Consider the following 19,910-nt stretch of genomic DNA (forward strand, 5'->3'; position numbering starts at 1 on the left):
CTCACAGCACCCGCCGGACCACCGGGACCCGCCGCCCGGCCAGCACCAGCCCGGTCGTCACGACCGCCACCGTGAGGAAGCGCCCCACGAGGACCGGCCACGGCGCCACGGGAGGGCCGAGCACGCCGGTGTCGGTGCCGACGAGCAGGACGAGGAAGTGCAGGGCGAAGATGCCCAGGGTGGCCCGCCCCACCGGGTCCACCACGGCCATGACGCGGCTCGACGACAGCGGTGACAGGGGCCCCCCGGGAGCGAGGAGGGCCTGCGCCAGCAGGTAGACCGCGACGGACAGCAGCGCCACCGAGGGCGAGTAGTAGTGCGCCCCCGCCCAGTCCTGCAGCCAGCCCGGAGCCGCCGGGTTCTCCCACTGCCAGGTCAGCAGCACCGACAGGGCGGCCACCAGGAGCACCAGGACGGGGACGACGCGAGGGGGCACCCGCACGCCGCGCAGGCCCCAGCCGAGCAGGTAGGCACCCAGGTAGGGCAGCCACCACGTCCACGCGGAGTGGGTCACCCCGACCGCTTCGCCACCGGGCCCCAGCGGCCAGAGGGACAGGAGGGGCACGGCATACGCCGCGGCCCCGGCCACGATCCACGAGCGCCGCCCGGTCCGCCCCAGCCACGGCACGAGGAGGGGCGTCAGCAGCGACAGGCCGAGGACGATCCACAGGAAGTACAGGTGCGGGGCGACCTCTCCCGTCAGGGCGCGGTGCACGGCGTCGACCGGCCCCTGCCACGACCCGCGACGGGTGAGCGCGAGGTAGGCCACGTAGACGAGGTTCCACACCACGACCGCGGGCAGCAGCCGCGCGACGCGTCGGCGCAGGAACTCCCTGTCCCCCGGGTACCGGCCCGGGTCCAGCGCCAGCGCCCCCGACACCATGACGAAGACCGGCACCACCCACAGCAGCGGCAGGTCCAGGGCCCGGGCGACCCACCCGTCTACCGGGTCCACCTCGCCCCGTGCCCCGGCGGTCGCGGTCGCCCCGACGGTGTGGATGAGGACCACGCCGTAGACCGCGGCGCACCGCAGCCAGCTGATCCACGCCGTGTCCTCCACGGGGCCACCCTCTCACCGCGGCACGGGCGGACCCCGCGGGCGAGCGGCGGGCCGCGCCGCCCGGCGTCGCGTCCCGGCGTTGGCCCGGCCCTGGCGGACCGTGGGGCACCGCGCCCGTGCCGCGCCGTAGCCTGTGGGGTATGCCTCCCCCCATGTCGCCGGACCCGAGGACCGCCGAGCGGGGCGCCTCCCGACTGGTCGCCCACGACGTCGGTGCGCACCTCGCGACCTGGGACGTCGACGGACGGCCGGTCGTCTGGTGCAGCGACCGTGCCGTCCTGGACGGCAGCCGGCCGATCCGGGGCGGGGTGCCGGTGTGCTTCCCCTGGTTCGCCTCCGGACCCGACGGGGACCTCTCCCCCAGCCACGGCGTCGCGCGGACCGCGACCTGGCGCCAGGCTGACGCCCACGGCACCGAGGTGTGGGCCTGGACGCTGACCGACGAGGACGTCGCCGGTGACCCCGGCACGGAGCACCTGCCGGGCCCGTTCCGGCTGCGGTATGCCGTGTCCCTGCCGACCGACGCGGCGCACCCGAGCCTGCGGCTGGCCCTGGAGGTGGCCAACCCCGCCGAGCAGCCGCTGCCGGTGGAGGTCGCGCTGCACACCTACCTCGCCGTGCAGGACGTCCGCCGGGTCGAGGTGGTCGGCCTCGACGGTGCGGACTACCTCGACAAGACGACCGGTAGGCGCCGGCGCCAGGACGGGCCGCTGCGGGTCGACGGTCCGACCGACGCCGTGCTCGACTCCCCCGGCCGACCCCACGTCGAGGTCGTCGACTCAGGCCGGCGGCTGGTGGTGCAGGCCGAGGGCTCCACGCAGACCGTGGTGTGGAACCCCGGGCCTGAGCAGGCCGCGACCATGGACGACCTGCGGGACGACGCCTGGCGCGAGTTCGTCTGCGTCGAGACCGCGGCGACCGGCGACCGTCGGCTGCGCCTGGAGCCGGGCGCCACGCACACGCTGGCGTGCACCCTCACGGTCCTCGACGGGGCACCGCCCGTCGGGAGGACGGGACGATGACCCAGGACCCCGGGACCCCCGCCGAGGACGCGCCCTCCCTCGACGCCGACCCGGGCGCCCATCCGGACCAGGACGGTCCCGCGGCGGAGGGCCCCGCGGCCGACCCACTCGCAGCGGCCGGACCCGCCGGAGGGGCGCGCGAGGAGGTACCGGAGGCACCGCCGACGGTCGACCGGGGTGACCTCATCCTCCAGGGGCTGCGCAGCGCGGCGGCCTGGTCCTGGCGGTTCCTGCTGGTCGTGGCGGCCCTCGCGGTCATCCTCTACCTGCTCGGCCGGGTGTGGGTGGGCGTGCTGCCGATCATCCTCGCGCTCATCGTCAGCTCGGTGCTGTGGCCGCTCGTCCGCTGGCTGCGCCGGCACCGCTGGCCGGCCGGGCTGGCCGCCGCCACCGTGCTCATCACGGCGCTGGGCATCTTCGGCGGGATCGTCGCGGCCATCGCGCCCGGGGTCGGCAGCCAGCTCCGGCAGGTCGTTGACAACGTCACCGCCGGTGCCGACATCGTCCTGGAGTGGCTCTCCGGGCCTCCGGTGAACCTGCAGAGCGAGCAGCTGGACGACTACGTCGCCCGCGCCACGGAGTGGATGGAGTCCCGGGCGAGCACCCTCGCCGAGGGCGCCTTGTCGACGCTCACGACCGTCGGGTCGATCCTGGTCACCACCGTGCTCGTGCTCGTGCTCACCTTCTTCTTCCTCAAGGACGGGCACCGCTTCCTGCCCTGGCTGCGCAAGTCGGTCGGGCGCACGGCCGGCCTCTACCTCACCGAGGCGCTGGCGCGGGTGTGGGTCACCCTCGGCGGCTTCCTCCGGGCGCAGGCCGTCGTCGCCGCCGTCGACTCGGTCTTCATCGGCCTCGGTCTCGTCCTGCTCCAGGTGCCGCTGGCCTTCGCCCTGGCGGTCATCACCTTCTTCCTGGCGTTCATCCCCATCGTCGGCGCCTTCGTCGCCGGTGGCCTGGCGGTGCTCGTCGCGCTGGTGTCGCAGGGCTGGGTCACCGCCCTGTGGGTGCTCGTCATCGTCGTCGTCGTCCAGCAGGCCGAGAGCACGTTCGTAGCGCCGCTCATGCACAGCCGCGTCATGTCCATGCACCCGGTCGTCGTGCTGCTGGGCGTCGCCGCCGGCGGCACGCTGTGGGGGGTGCTCGGCGCGTTCCTGGCGGTGCCCGTGCTGGCCTCCGCGCTCACCCTCATCAGGTACGGCAGCGAGCACCTGGACCTGCGCACCGGCGAGCTGCACACCGACGACCTGCGCAACATCACCGAGCAGGGCCGCGCGGCGGCCCAGCGGGCCGAGCGCGCGGCGCCGCTGTTCCAGCTGCGCGCGCGCCGGGCCTACCTGCAGGCCCAGGGCGAGCAGGGCGCTGCCCGGGTCGCGCTGCTGGACCGCACGAGCGAGATCGCCGCGTCGCTGCGCGACCGGCTCCTGCCTCCCATCCTGCGCCGCGACCGCGAGGACCGGGACGGCCCGGAGGACGTCGACCCACCCCGGACGTGACGACGCCCCCGGCCGTGTGACCGGGGGCGTCGTGAGCTCGTGGACCCGAGTGGTCCACGTGGAGGGGACTACCGGGTGGCGTCGTTCCAGGCGTCCTTGGCGTTCTCGCCGGCCTGCTTGACGTTGGCGCCGGCCTGGTCGGCGCGACCCTCCGCCTCCATCTGCTCGTTGTCGGTGGCGTCGCCGACGCCCTCCTTGGTCTTGCCCTTGAGCTCGTCGGCCTTGTTCGAGATCTTGTCTCCGAGACCCATGGTCTGCTCCTTTCCTCGGCAACCACCCCAGCCTCGCCCCCGGGCGGGTGCTTCGCAAGCCGAACCGCCCCGGGCCCGCGCCTGCCCGCTCACGCGCCTGCGGGTCCCTACGATGGCCCCATGACAGCTCCCCCGGTGACCCGGGCCGACCCCGCGTCCGAACGCACCCGGGCCCACCAGCGCGCCTTCGGGTGGTACGACTGGGCGAACTCCGCCTACGTGACGACCACCGGCACGGTCCTCATCGCGCCCTACCTCACCGCGCTGGCGCGGGCCGACGCGTGCCCGGACCTGGCCGAGGGCGAGACCTGCGACCAGATGCTGTCGGTACTGGGGGTCCCGGTGGCGGTGGGGTCGGTCGCGCCCTACACGATCACCGTGGCCACCCTGGTCTCGGCCGTGGTGCTCCTCTTCGTCGGCGCGGTCGCCGACCGTCACCCCCGGCCCACCTGGCTCCTCGGCGGTCTCGCCTGGGTGGGGGCCGCCGCCGCGGCCTCCATGTTCTTCCTGGACGGCAGCAACTGGGAGCTGGGCGTGCTCCTCGTGGTGGTGGCGAACCTGTGCCTGGGCGCCTCCACCGTCGTCTACGACGCGCTGCTCGTCCGGGTCGCCGCCCCCGACGACCGCGACCGGGTGTCGTCGCGGGCCTGGGCGCTGGGCTACCTGGGCGGAGGTGTGCTCCTGGCGCTCAACCTGGGCCTCATGACGGTCCACGAGTCGCTGGGCATCTCCTACACCATGGCCGTCCGGCTCAACCTGCTGTCGGCGGGGCTGTGGTGGGCCGCCTTCACCCTCATCCCGGTCATCGGGCTGCGGCGCATCCGCGGCACGACCGCCACCCCGGTCGAGCGGTCGGCGGGGGTGCTGGGCGGCACGGTGAGCCAGCTGCGCGACACCTTCGGCGACCTGCGCGGCTACCCGCACACCCTGCTCTTCCTGCTGGCCTACCTCTTCTTCAACGACGGCATCCAGACGGTCATCTCCTCGGCCAGCCTCTACGGCAGCGAGGCCCTGGGCTTCGACACCAGCCAGCTCATCATCACCATCCTGCTCGTCCAGTTCGTCGCCTTCGGCGGGGCGCTGGTCTTCGGGGCGATCGCCGGCCGGGTCGGGGCCAAGCGCACCGTCCTGGGCGGCCTGGTCATGTGGACCCTGGTGGTGGCCTTCGCCTACTTCGTGCCCACTGGCGCGTTCACGATCTGGCTGGTCTGCGCGGTCTTCATCGGCACCGTCATGGGCGGCACCCAGGCGCTGTCCCGCTCGCTCTACTCCCAGCTGGTCCCCACCGGCAAGGAGTCGGAGTACTTCAGCTTCTACCAGGCGATGGAGCGCGGCACGAGCTGGTTCGGGACCCTCGCCTTCGGGCTCACCTACCAGCTCACCGGCTCCTACCGCCCCGCGATCCTCGTGACCATCGCCTTCTTCGTCGTCGGCGGGCTCATCCTCACCCGGGTGGACATGCGCCGCGGCATCGAGATGGCCGGCAACGAGCAGCCACGCAAGGTCTGAGTGCCTCCACGGACCCTGTACACACGACGAGGGCGTGGCACGCTGTTGCGTGCCACGCCCTCGTCGGTGTCGTGCGGTGCGCCTCAGGCGCTGCGCTTGCGCCGCGGCTTCTCGCCGCGCATCTCACGGAGCAGGCTCAGGCGCTCCTCCAGCAGCTCCTCGAGCTCCGGGACGGAGCGCCGCTCGAGCAGCATGTCCCAGTGGGTGCGCTGCGGCTTGGTGGCCTTGAGCTCGGGCTCGGGGCCGTTCTCCAGCCGGGCGTCCAGGCCGCACCGGCACTCCCAGATCGGCGGCACCTCCGCCTCCACCGAGAAGGGCAGCTCGCTGACGTGCCCGTCCGGGCAGACGTAGCGGCTGATCTCGCGGTCGCTGAAGGTGACGCCCTCGTCGCTCTCGAAGGAGAGCCAGCTGAGGTTGGTGCCGCGCAGGGACCTCTCTGCCATGTGTGTTCCACTCCCATCGTGTCTTCGGACACGCGTGATCGTTCGCTGTCGCTGTGGTGCGGGCCGGGACCGGCGGCGCACTGCTGACTGTTGTCAACGCTGGACGACCACCCCGTGTTCCCCGTCTGCTCGCCGTCTCCGGGTGCGCCGGAGCCCGGGTATGCGTCGGGGGCAGACGTCCAGCATACCGGCGGACGGGCGGCGCTGACCAGTCGGCGCGTCAGCGGCCCAGCGGTGGTCGCGGGTCGTCCTCCCAGGGCGGCGGCCGCTCGTCAAGGATCTCGCCGTCGATGACCGTCCCGGCACCGGGGGGGCGACCACCGCGCCGGGGCCCCTGGCCCACCGGGCCGCCGACCACCGTCAGCGTCCGGCTGGCCACGACGGCCTGCAGCAGGCGGCGCGCCGCCGGACGGGTGAAGGGCAGCACGAGGAGCAGCGCCAACACGTCGCTCACGAAACCCGGGAGCAGCAGCAGCAGGCCGCCGACCATGAGCAGGATCGCGTCGGTGACCTCGTCGGTCGGCATCCGCCCCGAGCTCAGCGCCTGCTGCAGGGCCCGGTAGGTGCGGCTGCTCTCGCGCCGCGCCAGCCAGGTGCCGAGGACGGCGACGACGACGATGAGCAGCAGGGTCCACCACAGGCCGATGCTGCGGCCGACGGCGACGAGGACGGCGATCTCCACGAGGGGCAGCAGCACCAGCGCGAGGAGCACCCAGCGCAGCACCGGTCTGCGTGGGGTGCGGTTGCCCGAAGGTGTCGTCGTGCTCACGTGGCCTCCTCGAGGTGGTGCCAACGAGAACGGCCCCGGGCTGCCAGGTGTTCCCCGAGCTGCCGCGTCCGACGCTCGAGGGCCCAGACGCCCACCCGCACCACGGCCTCGCGGACGATGCTGCCGGTCATCTTGGAGGTGCCCTCGACCCGCTCGACGAAGGCGATGGGGACCTCGACGACGCGCAGACCGGCGTCGACCGCCCGCCGGGTCAGGTCGACCTGGAAGCAGTAGCCCTGGGAGGCGACCGTCCCGGCGACGAGCTCGGTGAGCTGCGGCAACCGGTAGACCCGGAACCCGGCCGTCGCGTCGTGGACGCTCAGGCCGAGGGCGAGGCGGGTGTAGGTGTTGGCTCCCACGGACAGGACCCTGCGGTGCCAGGGCCACCGGTGCACCGAGCCCCCGGGGACCCAGCGGGAGCCGATGACCACGTCGGCGCCCTCTCCCTGCTCCGCGGCGGCGAGCAGCGACGGGAGCTCCTCGGGCTGGTGCGAGCCGTCGGCGTCCATCTCGACGACGGCGTCGAAGCCGCGCCGGGCGGCCCACGCGAAACCGGCGAGGTAGGCCGGGCCCAGCCCCTCCTTGCCGGGCCGGTGCAGCACGTGCACGTGCGGGTCCCGGGCGGCGGCCTGCTCGGCCAGCTCGCCGGTGCCGTCCGGGCTGGCGTCGTCGATGACCAGCACCTGGGCGTGCGGGACGGACGCCCGGACCCGTCGCAGCACCTCGGGGAGGGAGTCCCGCTCCTGGTAGGTCGGGATGCACACGCAGACGTGGCGCAACGGGCCTCGGGAGGTCATCGGGTCACCCTAACCAGCGTGCTCGCGCCTCCCGACCAGGAGCCCGACGAGCACGACCACGGCCGCGACGGGCACGACCCAGGGCCCGGCGCTGAAGGCGGGGGTCTGCTCGGACCGCAGCGGCAGCTCCCCCCGCAGCAGGGCCTGGGTGAACAGCTCCGTGGGCTCGTGCACGGTCCCGTCGGGGCTGATGAGGCCGGAGATCCCGACATTGCTGATGTGCACGACGGACCGCCCGTACTCGACCGCCCGGACCCGTGAGGCCGCGATGTGCTGGGCTGCCTGGTCGCCCTCCCCGAACCAGGCGTTGCTCGTCGGCACCACCAGCAGCTCCGCTCCCCCGGCCACCACGTCCCGCACCGCCGGGTCGACGACGATCTCGAAGCAGATGCCGAGCCCCAGCCGGACGTCCCTGCCGTCGGCCAGCCGCACGTCCATGACGCCGGGCTCGGTGCCGGCCTCCCAGTCAGGGATCCGGTCCACCCACTCCGACAGGTGCCGCACCAGGGGACGCAGCGGCATCCGCTCCCCGAACGGCGCCAGGTAGACCTTCTGGTAGGTGTCGTCGACACCCTCGCCCGGCTGCAGCTCCAGCACCATGTTGCGGGGCACCTCGCCGTCGCCGTACGACACCGCACCCAGCACGACGGGCACCCCCAGTGCGTCGACGCCGGTCATCATCCGGTCGACGGTGGCGGGCCCGCCGGCCGGAGCGAGCGGGTCCTGGTCGCTCGCACCCTCGGGCCAGATGACGAGGTCGGGTCGCTCCTTCGAGCCGGAGGAGACGTCGGCGGCCAGCTCCTCGGTCATCGACGTGTAGCGCTCGAGCATGGTGCCGCGCTCGGCGCTCAGGGTGCGGGTGAACTCCGCGGGCAGGTCGCCCTGGACGGCGGCCACGTCGAGCGGTGCTCCGTCGGTGGGCCGCGGGAGCGCCGCCGGGGCCAGGGTCAGCACGACCGCGGTGGCCGCGAGCAGCGCGGCACGGGGCAGGCTGCGCGTCGACCTGGGGGCCAGCCCGAGCTGAGCGGCCCGGGCCAGCAGCCCGCCGACCAGGGCGACCGCGAAGCCGAGGCCGGTGACCGCGACGAGGCCGGCGACGCCCAGCAGCGGGCTGTCGGCCTGGCTGAACCCGAGCCGGGCCCAGGGGAACCCGCCGAACGGGGTGACCGAGCGCGCATACTCCATGAGGACCCAGGCGGCCGCGCCCACGACCGGTCGCACTGCCCCCGACCGCTGCAGCAGCGCGAGCAGGCCGCCCAGGGCGGCGGGGTAGAGGGCAGAGGCGACGCTCATGGCGAGCCACGGCATGACCCCGGCGTAGGTGCCCGCCCAGACGAACATGGGGGTGTACCACGCGAGGCCCAGCAGGAACCCGGCGACGAGCCCGACCCACACCCGGGCGCCCGCCGTGGCGAGGGCCAGCGCCCCGACCCCGACGGGGGCCAGCGGCCAGAGGTCATGGCCGGGGAACGCGAGCCACAGGGCGACGCCACCGAGAAGCGCGAGGGTGAGTCGGAGCGTCCAGGGCACGCGCCCAGCCTACGGAAGCCCCCGGACATGGCCGGACCCCGGCACCTTTGGGGCCGGTCCGTACGCGGCTGGCGGCCGGCACGGTCCCGTTGTCTACTCGGTGCTCGGGGCCCTGGCTCTCCCCCGACGGGCCGCACGGGCCCGAGGGACAGCACTAGAACGTAGGTCGCGGCTCCGGGAGTGTCAACATCGCGCTGACCTGCACCATCCTGGGAAAGCGCAGGTCAGCGGGCCTTCCACGGTCCCGGCTTGACGAGAATTTTACCCGTGACCCGGCGTGTCGGCGCGGACACGCCGGTGGGCTCTGTGTATGCCCGCAGCGGGCACGGCGTCTGCGCTTGGCGCGCCTTGCGGCTGAGATCGTCCTGTCAAACGGCATACACGCAAGAAATCATCCTGCAGATGGTGGATTCGACCGGATGTTGTCCGTAGCATGACGGCATGAGCGCACAGATCGAGCAGCCCTACGTCTACCGCCGCCGCGAGCTGGTGGAGCCCGACTGGACCCGCTTCCCCGGGTGGGCCGACGTCACCCGGCAGCAGTGGGAGGACGTGCAGTGGCAGCGGGTCAACTGCGTCAAGAACATCGCGCAGCTGCGCACCGTGATGGGGCCCCTGCTCGACGACGGGTTCTACGACGACCTGCAGCGCGACCAGGAGCAGCGCGCGACCATGTCCATGCTGCTGCCGCCGCAGATGCTCAACACCATGGTCAGCGAGCCGACCTGGGCCGACGGCCGGATGCCCGCGGCGGGCGCCGACTTCACCGCCGCGTTCCTGGCCGACCCCGTGCGGCGCTACATGCTGCCGGTCTTCTCCGACCGTCGCACCGACTGGTCGAGCCACCCGTACGCCACCCGCGACAGCCTGCACGAGCACGACATGTGGGTGGCCGAGGGCCTCACCCACCGCTACCCCACCAAGGTGCTCGCGGAGATGCTCCCGACGTGCCCGCAGTACTGCGGCCACTGCACCCGGATGGACCTCGTGGGCAACTCGACCCCCACCGTCACCAAGCTCAAGCTGGCCGGCAAGCCGGTGGACCGCCACACCGCCATCCTCGACTACCTGCGTGCCACCCCGGGCGTGCGCGACGTCGTGGTCTCCGGCGGCGACGTCGCCAACATGCCGTGGAAGAACCTCGAGGCCTGGCTCGACCAGCTCCTCGACATCGAGTCCATCCGCGACGTGCGGCTGGCGACCAAGGCGCTCATGGGGATGCCGCAGCACTGGCTGGCCCCGGACACCGTCGAGGGCGTCGGCCGGGTGGCCCGCAAGGCCCGCGAGCGCGGGGTCGGGCTGGCCATCCACACGCACATCAACGCCGCGCAGTCGGTGACCCCGCTGGTGGCCGAGGCGAGCACGGCGATGCTGGACGCGGGCATCCGTGACGTCCGCAACCAGGGCGTCCTCATGCGGGGTGTCAACGACACCTCGGCCCAGCTGCTGGACCTGTGCTTCGCCATGTCGGACGAGGCCATGATCACGCCGTACTACTTCTACATGTGCGACATGATCCCCTTCAGCGAGCACTGGCGGGTCTCCCTCGGGCACGCCCAGCACCTGCAGCACTCGATGCTGGGCTACCTCCCGGGCTTCGCCACGCCGCGCATCGTCTGCGACGTGCCCTTCGTCGGCAAGCGGTGGGTCCACCAGGTCGACACCTACGACACCGAGCGCGGGATCTCCTACTGGCGCAAGAACTACCGGACCTCGATCGAGGGCGAGGACGTCGACGTCACCAGTGCGGAGTACGTCTACTACGACCCCATCGACACCCTGCCGGCGAGCGGTCAGGACTGGTGGCGCCGTGAGGCCGCCGAGGTGCACGGGACCGACGAGGCGGGCCAGCAGGAGAAGGCCGAGGTGGCCGCGGCCGCTTCCCGACGGGCCTCGGTGGACCAGCTCGCCTGACCCGACCGGGCGTCGCGAGTGGTTGTCTCCCGAGCCACCGGGCGTCGCGAATGGTTGTCTCCCGAGCCACCGGGCGTCGTGAATGGTTGTCTCCCGGGCGGCGCGACGGCATACCCTCGGTGGGTGGCCAGGAAGAAGACGGGTGGCGGCACCCCGGCGACCCTCGCGCTCGACCGGGCCGGGGTGCCCTACGCGGTGCGGGCGTACGAGCACGACCCGACGGCGGAGTCGTACGGCTTGGAGGCGGCGCAGGCGCTGGGCGTGGAGCCCGAGCGCGTCCTCAAGACGCTGCTGGTCGAGGGCGAGGCCGGGCTGGGCGTCGGCATCGTGCCCGTGGTCGCCCAGCTCGACCTCAAGGCGATGGCCACCGCGCTCGGGACGAAGAAGGTGTCGATGGCCGACCCCCGGGTCGCCGAGCGCACGACCGGCTACGTCGTCGGCGGGATCAGCCCGCTGGGTCAGAAGAGGCGGCTGCCGACGGTCCTCGACGCGTCCGCGCTGGGGTATGCCGCGGTGCTGGTGAGCGGTGGCAAGCGCGGCCTGGACCTGGAGCTCTCCCCGGAGGACCTCGTCGCGGCGACCGACGCGCAGGTCGCCGCGATCGCGCGGGCGCACCGCTGAAGCGGACGCACCGCCGGACGCGGGCGGAGCCCGGCCCGACCGGTGTCAGGGGGTGGTGGGCAGCTCGAGCGGGAGGGCTCCGAGGCGGTCCTCCCACGGGGTGGAGAGCACGATCGTCGTGTTGGTGGAGCACGAGCCCTCCTGGCGGATGCGGCCGAGCAGCTCCTCCAGGTCCTGCGGGCGCGGCACCCGGATGAGCAGCACGTAGTTCTCGTCGCCGGCGACCGACCAGCAGGCCACGATCTCCTCGATGTGGGCCAGCCGCTCCGGGATGTCGTCGTCGTCCGAGGGGTCGAACGGGGTGACCGACATGAGCGCGGTGAGCGGGAGCCCGACCGAGGCGTAGTCGACGACGGCGCGGTAGCCGGTGATGATCCCGCGCTCCTCCAGCCTCTTGACCCGCTGGTGCACGGCCGACGTGGACAGCCCCACCTGCCGACCGAGGTCGGCGAAGCTGATGCGCCCGTCCTGCGCCAGGACGGTGACGATGTGGCGATCCAGCGGCTCCATGGGGGCAACCCTAGTGCCGCCCACCGCCCTCCCTGCGCGAGGTGAGGAGCACCACACCGACCGTCGCCGCGACCAGCAGGGTGGGCAGGCTGAGCCGCAGCACCGCGCCGTAGTCCGGGCCCGGCGGACGGGTGAGCGGGTTCTCGCCCGCAGCCGTGTCCCACCACGGCCCGAGGAGCAGGACCGCCGACACCAGCAGCACGCCCAGGAGCAGCGCGAGGGCCAGGCGTCGAGGCATACCTCACGCTAACCCACCCGCACTAGGGTGGAGCCCATGACGACGACCTCCCCGGGCACCGCTGTCGCGCCGCCGCAGCTGCTGCTGCTCGACACCGCCTCGCTCTACTTCCGGGCGTTCTACGGCGTCAAGGACCTGCGGGAGGCCCCGGACGGCACCCCGACCAACGCGGTCCGGGGGCTGCTCGACATGGTCGCCACACTCCTCGCGCGCTTCTCCCCCAGCGAGCTCGCCTGCTGCTGGGACGACGACTGGCGCCCCGACTTCCGGGTGGAGGCGATCCCGTCCTACAAGTCTCATCGTCTGGTCGAGGGTTCGCAGGACAAGGAGGAGGCTCCACCTGAGCTCGAGGTCCAGGTGCCCATCCTCCGGCGCGCCCTGGAGGCGGCCGGGATCCCCGTGCTGGGGGCGCCGGGCTACGAGGCCGACGACGTCATCGGCACCCTCACGGCGCGGCACCGGGACCGGCTCCCGGTGGGGGTGGTCACCGGCGACCGTGACCTCTTCCAGCTCGTCGACGACGCGGCCGGCGTCACCGTCGTCTACACCGCCAAGCAGGGGGTGCGGGACGCGGAAGAGATCCACCAAGCCGACCTGCAGCGACGGTATGCCGTGCCGACCGGACGCGCGTACGCCGAGATGTCCATGCTGCGCGGCGACACCTCGGACGGGCTGCCCGGGGTGAAGGGCATCGGTGAGAAGACCGCGGCCGCGCTCATCGAGGAGTACGGCACCCTCGCCGCGCTGCGCGAGGCCGTCGACGGCGGCGACCCGGCCATCAAGGGTGCCCGGCGCAGCAACCTCGAGGCGGGTGCGGCATACCTGGACGCGGCCCCGCGGGTGGTCCTCGTCGCGCAGGACGCACCGGTGGCCGACGTGCCGCTCACCCTCCCCCGGGAGCCCGCCGACCCGGGGACCCTGCAGCAGCTCGTGGAGACCTACGACCTCGGCAGCCCGGTGGGGCGCCTCCTGGCCGCCCTGGGCATCCAGCCCTGACGCCGCACGGCCACGGCCCAGGTGCGACCCAGGTCGGCGTCCTAGCCTCGGAGGATGACGACCGTGACCAGACCCGACACGGCGCCACCGCCGGCCGCCGACCGGCCGCGGTCCGCCGCGTGGCCGGTCGTCCTCGTGCTGGTCGGGGGTCTGGGCTTCGTGGCCGTCTACGTGGCCGCGGTGCTCAGCACGCGTGGCCAAGGGCTGGACACGGGCGCCATGGACGCGGTGACCGTGAGCGGTGCCCGGCACGACCTGCTCGACAGCCTCCTGCCCAACCCCTACCTGCTCCTCGCCGTCGCCCTGGGCGTGGGCGTGCTGGCGCTGCTGCGCCACCTCCGCACCGGCCTGGCCGTGCTGGTCTCGGTCCCGTTGCTCGTGGCCTCGACGCAGGTGCTCAAGGACGTGCTGCCGCGGCCGCAGCTCGCCGACCCGTGGGTGATGACCAACTCGCTGCCCAGCGGCCACACGGGCGCGGCGCTCGGGCTGGCGCTCGCCCTGCTGCTGGTGAGCACGCGCCGGCTGCTGCCGCTGGCCCTGCTGGTGGGCGGCGCGGTCACCGTCTGGATGGGAACGCTCGTCGTATTGCTCGGTTATCACCGGCCCAGCGACGTGGTGGCGTCGGTGCTGCTGGCCGTGGGTGCCGGTGGCCTCGGGCTGCTCGTCCGCGGCGACCGACCACGCACCTGACCACGATGCGCCGGAGCGTGCGCGACCGGCTCAGGCCACCCGCTCGAAGACCGCCGCCAGGCCCTGGCCACCGCCGATGCACATCGTCTCGAGGGCGTACCGGCCCTCGCGCCGACCCAGCTCGTGCGCGAGGGTCGCGAGGATGCGCGCCCCCGTCGCACCGACCGGGTGCCCCAACGAGATGCCGGACCCGTTGACGTTGAGCCGGTCCCAGGTGGACGGGTCGCTCATGCCCCATGCCTCGAGCACGGCGAGGGCCTGCGCGGCGAAGGCCTCGTTGAGCTCGACCAGGTCGAGGTCGTCGAGGGTCAGGCCCGCACGGTCCAGCGCCGCCGCGGTGGCCGGCACCGGGCCGATGCCCATCGTCTCGGGTGCCACCCCGGCGACGGCCCAGGAGCGCAGGGCGAGCATCGGGGTGAGGCCGAGCTCGTCGGCACGGTCGCGGGTGGTGACGACGCACAGGGCGGCGGCGTCGTTCTGGCCGCTGGCGTTGCCGGCGGTCACCGTGGCGTCGGGGTCCTGACGGCCCATGATTGGGCGGAGCCCGGCGAGGGTGTCGAGGGTGGTGTCGGGGCGGATGTGCTCGTCGGTGTCGACCGTCGTGCTGCCCTTGCGGCCGGGGACCTCCACCGGCACGAGCTCGTCGACGAACCGGCCCTCGCGCTGGGCCGCGGCGGCCGCCTGGTGGGAGCGGTGGGCCAACGCGTCCTGCGCCTCCCGGGTGATGGTGTGCTCCCGTCGGAGGTTCTCCGCCGTCTCGATCATGCCGCCCGGGATCGGGTGGTGCTCGCCGCCCGCGGTGGCCCGGGCCCGGGCGAGCCGGTCGGCGAGCTGGACGTCGGCGCGCACCCCCTGCCGCAGCAGCGCGTAGTGCTCCACCTGGCTCATCGACTCCGCTCCCCCGGCCACGACGAGCCGGCTGCCACCGGTGGCCACCTGCGCCGCCGCCGTGAGGACCGCCTGCAGGCCGGAGCCGCAGCGCCGGTCGAGCTGCATACCCGGGGCGGAGTCCAGCCCGGTGTTGAGGGCGAGGATGCGACCCAGCGCGGGGATCTCTCCGGAGGGGTTGGCGTTGCCGACGATGACGTCGTCGACCTGGCCGTCCTGCAGGCCGGTGCGCTCGAGCAGCGTCGTCAGCAGCTGGGTGCCGAGGTCGGCGGCGGACAGCGGTGCCAGGCTGCCGAGGAACCCCCCGACCGGGGTGCGCAGGGGCGAGCAGATGACGATCTCGGGCATGGCCGCACTCTAGCCGCGCGCCCGGAGCACGCGGACGGCGCGTCCGGAGCACCCGGAGGGCGCGTCCGGTGTGGTCGGAGGGCGCGTCCGGTGTGGTCGGAGGGCGCGTCCGGTGCGGTCGGAGCGCGCGTCCGGTGCGCTCGGAGGGCGCGTCCGGTGCGTCGGCGCGTGCGTCAGTCGAGACGGTCGGCGGCGACGACCCCGCGCAGCATGGCGGCGGAGGCGCGGCGGGCGGTGGCGGCGACGTCCTCGTCGGCGGCGTGGGTGATCTGACCGAGCAGGTCGACGACCTGCTTGGCGCGGCGGACGAAGTCGCCCGCCGACAGGTCGCCGGAGCGCAGCACCTCCTCCAGCCCGCGGCCGGAGGCCCAGCGGTGCACCATCCAGGTGATGCCGGGGTCCATCTCCCGGTCGCCGGTGAGGTTGTGGGCGAGCTTGCCGGCCTGCACCTCGGTCCAGATCGAGCCCATCTCGCCCAGCGCCTCGGCCACCTCCACGCTGGGCGTCGGCGGGTCGCCCGGCTCGTCGCCGCGCGACTCGTGCACCAGCGCGGAGACGACGGAGGCGAGGTCGGCCGGGGTGAGCCGGCGCCACGTCCCCCTGCGCAGCGCCTCGGCCGCGACGAGATCGAGCTCGGTATAGATCCGGCGCAGCCGCTGCCCCTCCCCGGTGACCTCCTGGCCGTCCTCGCTGAGGTAGCCCATGGCCGACAGCAGGTCGCAGATCCGCTCGAAGGTCGCCGCCAGGGTGTTCGTGCGGTGGGTCACCCGTCGCTGCAGGTCGTCGGTCTCCTTGCGCAGCGTCCACCACCGTGCCGCCCACCGCGCGTGGTCCTCGCGCTCGGGGCAGCTGTGGCAGGGGTGCGCGGCCAGGGCGGCCCGCAGCTCGTCGACCTGCGCCTGCGTCCCCTCCGGTATGCCGTCCCGCCCGCGCCCTGACGACGTGCGCCCGGGCACCGGCTCGTGGACGGTGGAGCGCAGCGCCGCGGCCAGGTCCTTGCGCGCCTTGGGGCTGCGCTCGTTGAAGTGCTTGGGCACCGTGAGGGTGCCGACGACCTCGGGCACGTCCCGGAAGCCCGGGATCGTCAGCCGCTGCACCCGACCGCTGGACGTGACGACCGTCGGCTCCGGGCCGGCGCCGCGGGCGCCCCGGACGACCACCGCCATGGTGCCGTGCCGCCCTCCGTCGAGCTGGATCACCTGGCCGCGCTCGAGCTCCTCCAGCGCCTGGCCGATGTCGCTGCGCCGCTGGGCCTGGCGGGTGCGGGCGGCCTTCTTCTCGACCTCGGAGAGCTGGTGCCGCAGCCTTCCGTACTCGCGGAAGTCGCCACGGTCGCAGACCATGGACTCGGCATACCCCTCCAGCGCCTCGGTGTTGTAGCGGATCTGGGTGGTGAGGCCGACGACGGACCGGTCGGCCTGGAACTGCGCGAAGCTGGCCTGCAGCAGCTCGTGCGCGCGGTCGCGGCCGTACTGCGCGACGAGGTTGACGGCCATGTTGGAGCTCGGCCGGAAGGAGCTGCGCAGCGGGTAGGTGCGGGTCGAGGCCAGCCCGGCGACGTCCATCGGGTCGGTGCCGCGCCGCCAGAGCACCACGGCGTGGCCCTCGACGTCGATGCCCCGCCGCCCGGCGCGGCCGGTGAGCTGGGTGTACTCCGCCGGGGTGACCGGCGCGTGCTCCTCGCCGTTGAACTTCACCAGCTTCTCCAGCACCACGGTGCGGGCCGGCATGTTGATGCCGAGCGCGAGCGTCTCGGTCGCGAAGACTGAGCGCACCTGCCCGGCGGTGAAGAGCTCCTCGACGATCTCCCGGAACAGCGGCAGCATCCCGGCGTGGTGCGCGGCGTAGCCGCGGGAGAGCCCCTCGACGAAGTCGTGGTAGCCCAGCACCCCGAGGTCGGCCGGGTCGACCTCGGCGACCCGCTCGGCGACCAGGGCCCTGATGGTCTGGCCCTGCTCCTCGGGGATGAGCCGGGTGCCGCGGCCGAGCAGCTGCTGCACCGCCCCGTCGCAGCCGGCCCGGCTGAAGATGAAGGTGATGGCCGGCAGCAGCCCGTCGCGGTCGAGCCGGTCGATGACCTGCGCCCGGCTCGCCACGCCCCCGGGCAGCGACCCGCGGGAGAAGCCCCCGTCTCCACCGCCGCCACCGGTGCCGCGGGCGTCGTCGTAGCGGCGGGACTGCCCGGTGTGCCGAGACCCCCGCTGGTCGCGGCGGTCGCCCCCGCGCCCGCCGGAGCGTCCCCCGCCCGGGCGTCCACCCCCTGAGCGACCGCGCCCGCGCGGCTCGCCCCGTCGGCCCCGCGGGCCACCGGGGTCGTCGCGTCGCCACCCGCCGTCGGCCCGCGCCGAGCGCTCGGCCGCCGAGATGCCCTGCAGGAGCTCGGGGTTGACCCGGGTGGTGCCGTCCACCCCGGGTGCGGCGCGCAGCCCGTCGGTGACGAAGAGGTCGTAGAGCCGCTGCCCGACCATCATGTGCTGCCAGAGCGGCACCGGCCGGTGCTCGGAGACGATGACCCGCAGCGAGTCGGCGTCCCCGCGCCCGCGCACCTGCCGCAGCCAGTCGCCGAACTCCTCGGCGTTGCTCACCGTCGCCGACAGGGAGATGACCTGCACCGACTCGGGCAGGTGGATGATGACCTCCTCCCAGACGGCGCCGCGCCACCGGTCGGCGAGGTAGTGCACCTCGTCCATGATGACGAAGCCGAGCCCGGTGAGGGTCGGGGACGCGGCATACATCATGTTGCGCAGCACCTCGGTGGTCATGACGACCACCGGTGCCTCGCCGTTGATCGAGGCGTCCCCGGTGAGCAGCCCGACGTTGGCGGACCCGTGCCGCGCGACGAGGTCGTGGTACTTCTGGTTCGACAGCGCCTTGATGGGGGTCGTGTAGAACGCCTTGCGCCCGGTCTCCAGGGCGAGCGCGACCGCGAACTCCCCGACGACGGTCTTGCCGGCTCCGGTCGGCGCCGCGACGAGCACGCCGGCGCCGTCCTGGACGGCGTCGATGGCCTCGCGCTGGAAGTCGTCGAGCTCCAGGCCGAGGGTCTCGGTGAACCGTCCCGCGGGGGTGGCGGCACGCGCGGCCCGGGCGCGCGAGGCGGCGTAGCGTTCGGCGGGGCTGGGCATGCCACCCAGGCTACGTCAGCCCGGGACGAGCACCCGCAGGCTGGCGGCGTCGACCCGCACGGTCAGCGGCAGGCTCCCGAGCGGCTCGCCGTCGCCGTGCGCGACGACGTCGGCCGGTCCCTCGACCGTCACCTCGCGCGCGCGGCTCACCTCCACCGCCGGGTGCCCGGTATGCCGTCCCGCTCGCAACGCGCGCAGCACGCCCAGGGCCTGGGCCGGGGTGACGGGGTGGACGAGCACGAGGTCGAGCTCGCCGTCGGCCGGGTCCGCCGCGGGCGCGACGGGCAGGCCGCCGCCGAAGAACGGCATGGACGCGGCGACCACGACGAGCGCGTCGAGCTCGCGGGTCCGGCCGTCGACGGTGAGCCGGTAGTGCAGGGGCGGTTGCCGGCGCAGCACCGCGATCTCCACGAGCGCGGAAAGCGTGTAGGACGCGGCGCCCAGCCGCCGCGGCATCCCGTTGGCGCGAGCGTTGATCCGGGCCTCCAGCGCCCCGCACACCGATCCCAGCACCCGCCGGCCCAGGTCGGGCAGGAGCAGGGTGTCGACGGTGCGGGTCCGGCCGGCCAGCAGCACGTCGACGCACCGGGCCGGGTCCCGCGGCAGCCCCAGGCTGCGGGCGTTGTCGTTGCCGGTGCCCGCCGGGAGGATCCCGAGCGCCGTCGGAGTGCCTGCACAGACGTCGGCCCCGAGGCTCACCAGCCCGTCCCCACCCGCGACGACCAGGACGTCGACCCCGTCGCCGACGAGGGCGGCGCACGCGGCGCGCGCCTGCTCCAGCGTGCCGGCCGTCACCTGGACGACCTCGTGCCCGGCCGAGCGCAGGGCGCCGGTCGCCGCCTCCCCCACCGCGGCCGCCCCGCCACGGCCGGACCGGCGGCCGTGCACGAGGGCATACCTCATGTCAGCGGGGTCGCCTCGTCCGGGGACAGACCGGCATACCGGTCCGGGTTCCTCTTCGCCCGGCGGCGCTCCATGAGGAACGCGACCCCCACCGCGCACCAGTAGAGGACGAAGACCGGGCTGGCCATCGCGAGCATCGTCCACGCGCTGGGGTCCGGCGTCATGAAGGCGGAGAAGACGAGGATGCAGAAGAGCACGATGCGCCAGCTGCGCAGCATGTTGCGGGCCGACAGGATGCCGATCTGGTTGAGCGCGACGAGCACCACGGGCAGCAGGAAGGCCAGCCCGAAGGCGAGCATGAAGTAGAGCCACAGGGTGAGAAACTCGCTCGCGCCGGGCAGGTTGGCGATGCCGTCCGGGGTGAAGCCGAGCAGGATCGCGACGAGGCGCGGGAAGGTGAAGGCCGCGAGCGCGGCCCCGGCGAAGAACAGCGGGATGGAGACGAAGAAGTAGGACAGGGCGATCTTCTTCTCGGGGCGGGTCAGACCGGGGAGCAGGAAGCCCCAGATGTTCCACAGCCAGATCGGGCTGGCGAGCAGGATGCCGCTGAAGATCGCCACCCGCAGCTGCATCGCGAACGGCTCGGTGATGTTCTGGAAGCGCAGCGAGACGGCCTCGTCCCCGCGCTCGGCGGCCACGGCGTCGATGGGGGCGGTGACGACCGCGATGATCTCGTCGTACCAGTACCACCCGACGACCGAGAGCACCCCGATCGCCAGGACGCTGATGGTCAGCCGGTTGCGCAGCTCACGGAAGTGGTCCCCGAGGGACATCCTCCCCTCGGGGTCCTTCGCGCGTCGGGC

Annotated in this window: 19 protein-coding genes; 7 read left to right on the forward strand and 12 right to left on the reverse strand. The window is 73.7% G+C overall.

Translation table 11 applies throughout. The annotated features are described in order from the left end of the window. Position 1: 1 nt before the first annotated feature. Positions 2–1,060, reverse strand: a complete 1,059-nt coding sequence (locus tag EUS26_RS06565) for an acyltransferase (RefSeq protein WP_130012384.1) — start codon at positions 1,058–1,060, stop codon at positions 2–4. Positions 1,061–1,200: 140 nt separating this feature from the next. Here EUS26_RS06565 and EUS26_RS06570 point away from each other — a divergent pair, with 140 nt between their 5' ends. Next, positions 1,201–2,082: a D-hexose-6-phosphate mutarotase gene (locus EUS26_RS06570; protein WP_130012386.1), complete on the forward strand. Its 882-nt coding sequence runs from the start codon at positions 1,201–1,203 to the stop codon at positions 2,080–2,082. Then, complete coding sequence (locus EUS26_RS06575; protein WP_130012388.1) at positions 2,079–3,575, forward strand: AI-2E family transporter; 1,497 nt, start codon at positions 2,079–2,081, stop codon at positions 3,573–3,575. Before EUS26_RS06570 ends, EUS26_RS06575 begins: the two co-directional genes overlap by 4 nt. A gap of 68 nt (positions 3,576–3,643) precedes the next feature. On the opposite strand, the gene EUS26_RS06580 is transcribed toward EUS26_RS06575, so the two are convergent. Then, positions 3,644–3,826: a CsbD family protein gene (locus tag EUS26_RS06580; protein WP_130012390.1), complete on the reverse strand. Its 183-nt coding sequence runs from the start codon at positions 3,824–3,826 to the stop codon at positions 3,644–3,646. A 120-nt stretch (positions 3,827–3,946) separates the two neighbouring features. On the opposite strand from EUS26_RS06580, the gene EUS26_RS06585 reads away from it, so the two are divergent. Further along, on the forward strand, positions 3,947–5,335 hold the full coding sequence (locus EUS26_RS06585) for an MFS transporter (protein ID WP_130012392.1): 1,389 nt from the start codon (positions 3,947–3,949) through the stop codon (positions 5,333–5,335). 83 nt (positions 5,336–5,418) lie between these two features. On the opposite strand, the gene EUS26_RS06590 is transcribed toward EUS26_RS06585, so the two are convergent. The 4 genes from EUS26_RS06590 to lnt form a co-directional block, all read right to left on the reverse strand. Beyond that, positions 5,419–5,778 carry an RNA polymerase-binding protein RbpA gene (locus EUS26_RS06590; protein ID WP_130012394.1) on the reverse strand — a complete coding sequence of 120 codons (360 nt, stop codon included), beginning with the start codon at positions 5,776–5,778 and terminating at the stop codon, positions 5,419–5,421. A gap of 220 nt (positions 5,779–5,998) precedes the next feature. Then, positions 5,999–6,547 carry an FxsA family protein gene (locus EUS26_RS06595; protein WP_130012396.1) on the reverse strand — a complete coding sequence of 183 codons (549 nt, stop codon included), beginning with the start codon at positions 6,545–6,547 and terminating at the stop codon, positions 5,999–6,001. Next, complete coding sequence (locus tag EUS26_RS06600; RefSeq protein ID WP_130012398.1) at positions 6,544–7,344, reverse strand: polyprenol monophosphomannose synthase; 801 nt, start codon at positions 7,342–7,344, stop codon at positions 6,544–6,546. Before EUS26_RS06600 ends, EUS26_RS06595 begins: the two co-directional genes overlap by 4 nt. 9 nt (positions 7,345–7,353) lie before the next feature. After that, a complete protein-coding gene (gene lnt / locus EUS26_RS06605; protein WP_130012400.1) occupies positions 7,354–8,874 on the reverse strand; it encodes an apolipoprotein N-acyltransferase in 1,521 nt (506 codons plus the stop codon). Between the two features lie 441 nt (positions 8,875–9,315). Between lnt and EUS26_RS06610 the strand changes: the two genes are divergently transcribed. After that, positions 9,316–10,788: a KamA family radical SAM protein gene (locus tag EUS26_RS06610; protein WP_130012402.1), complete on the forward strand. Its 1,473-nt coding sequence runs from the start codon at positions 9,316–9,318 to the stop codon at positions 10,786–10,788. Between the two features lie 123 nt (positions 10,789–10,911). Further along, on the forward strand, positions 10,912–11,409 hold the full coding sequence (gene ybaK, locus EUS26_RS06615) for a Cys-tRNA(Pro) deacylase (RefSeq protein ID WP_130012404.1): 498 nt from the start codon (positions 10,912–10,914) through the stop codon (positions 11,407–11,409). Positions 11,410–11,454: 45 nt separating this feature from the next. Here ybaK and EUS26_RS06620 read toward each other — a convergent pair whose 3' ends face one another. Continuing rightward, positions 11,455–11,919, reverse strand: coding sequence for an Lrp/AsnC family transcriptional regulator (locus EUS26_RS06620; protein WP_130012406.1), 465 nt, complete (start codon positions 11,917–11,919; stop codon positions 11,455–11,457). Positions 11,920–11,929: 10 nt separating this feature from the next. Next, positions 11,930–12,157, reverse strand: coding sequence for a hypothetical protein (locus tag EUS26_RS06625; RefSeq protein WP_130012408.1), 228 nt, complete (start codon positions 12,155–12,157; stop codon positions 11,930–11,932). A 36-nt stretch (positions 12,158–12,193) separates the two neighbouring features. On the opposite strand from EUS26_RS06625, the gene EUS26_RS06630 reads away from it, so the two are divergent. After that, positions 12,194–13,153 carry a 5'-3' exonuclease gene (locus EUS26_RS06630; protein ID WP_130012410.1) on the forward strand — a complete coding sequence of 320 codons (960 nt, stop codon included), beginning with the start codon at positions 12,194–12,196 and terminating at the stop codon, positions 13,151–13,153. A 63-nt stretch (positions 13,154–13,216) separates the two neighbouring features. Beyond that, positions 13,217–13,843, forward strand: a complete 627-nt coding sequence (locus EUS26_RS06635) for a phosphatase PAP2 family protein (protein ID WP_130012412.1) — start codon at positions 13,217–13,219, stop codon at positions 13,841–13,843. A gap of 30 nt (positions 13,844–13,873) precedes the next feature. Here EUS26_RS06635 and EUS26_RS06640 read toward each other — a convergent pair whose 3' ends face one another. The 4 genes from EUS26_RS06640 to tatC form a co-directional block, all read right to left on the reverse strand. Continuing rightward, complete coding sequence (locus EUS26_RS06640) at positions 13,874–15,079, reverse strand: acetyl-CoA C-acetyltransferase (RefSeq protein ID WP_130012414.1); 1,206 nt, start codon at positions 15,077–15,079, stop codon at positions 13,874–13,876. A 173-nt stretch (positions 15,080–15,252) separates the two neighbouring features. Beyond that, positions 15,253–18,204 (reverse strand): DEAD/DEAH box helicase, encoded by a 2,952-nt coding sequence (locus tag EUS26_RS06645; RefSeq protein ID WP_130012416.1) that lies wholly within the window; start codon positions 18,202–18,204, stop codon positions 15,253–15,255. A 15-nt stretch (positions 18,205–18,219) separates the two neighbouring features. Continuing rightward, positions 18,220–19,107, reverse strand: coding sequence for a diacylglycerol/lipid kinase family protein (locus tag EUS26_RS06650; protein WP_130012418.1), 888 nt, complete (start codon positions 19,105–19,107; stop codon positions 18,220–18,222). Further along, positions 19,104–19,880: a twin-arginine translocase subunit TatC gene (gene tatC, locus EUS26_RS06655; protein ID WP_130012420.1), complete on the reverse strand. Its 777-nt coding sequence runs from the start codon at positions 19,878–19,880 to the stop codon at positions 19,104–19,106. Before tatC ends, EUS26_RS06650 begins: the two co-directional genes overlap by 4 nt. Between the last annotated feature and the right edge of the window lie 30 nt (positions 19,881–19,910).

It is taken from the genome of Serinicoccus sediminis, from assembly GCF_004153545.1.
In the GTDB taxonomy this organism is placed as follows: domain Bacteria; phylum Actinomycetota; class Actinomycetes; order Actinomycetales; family Dermatophilaceae; genus Ornithinicoccus; species Ornithinicoccus sediminis_A.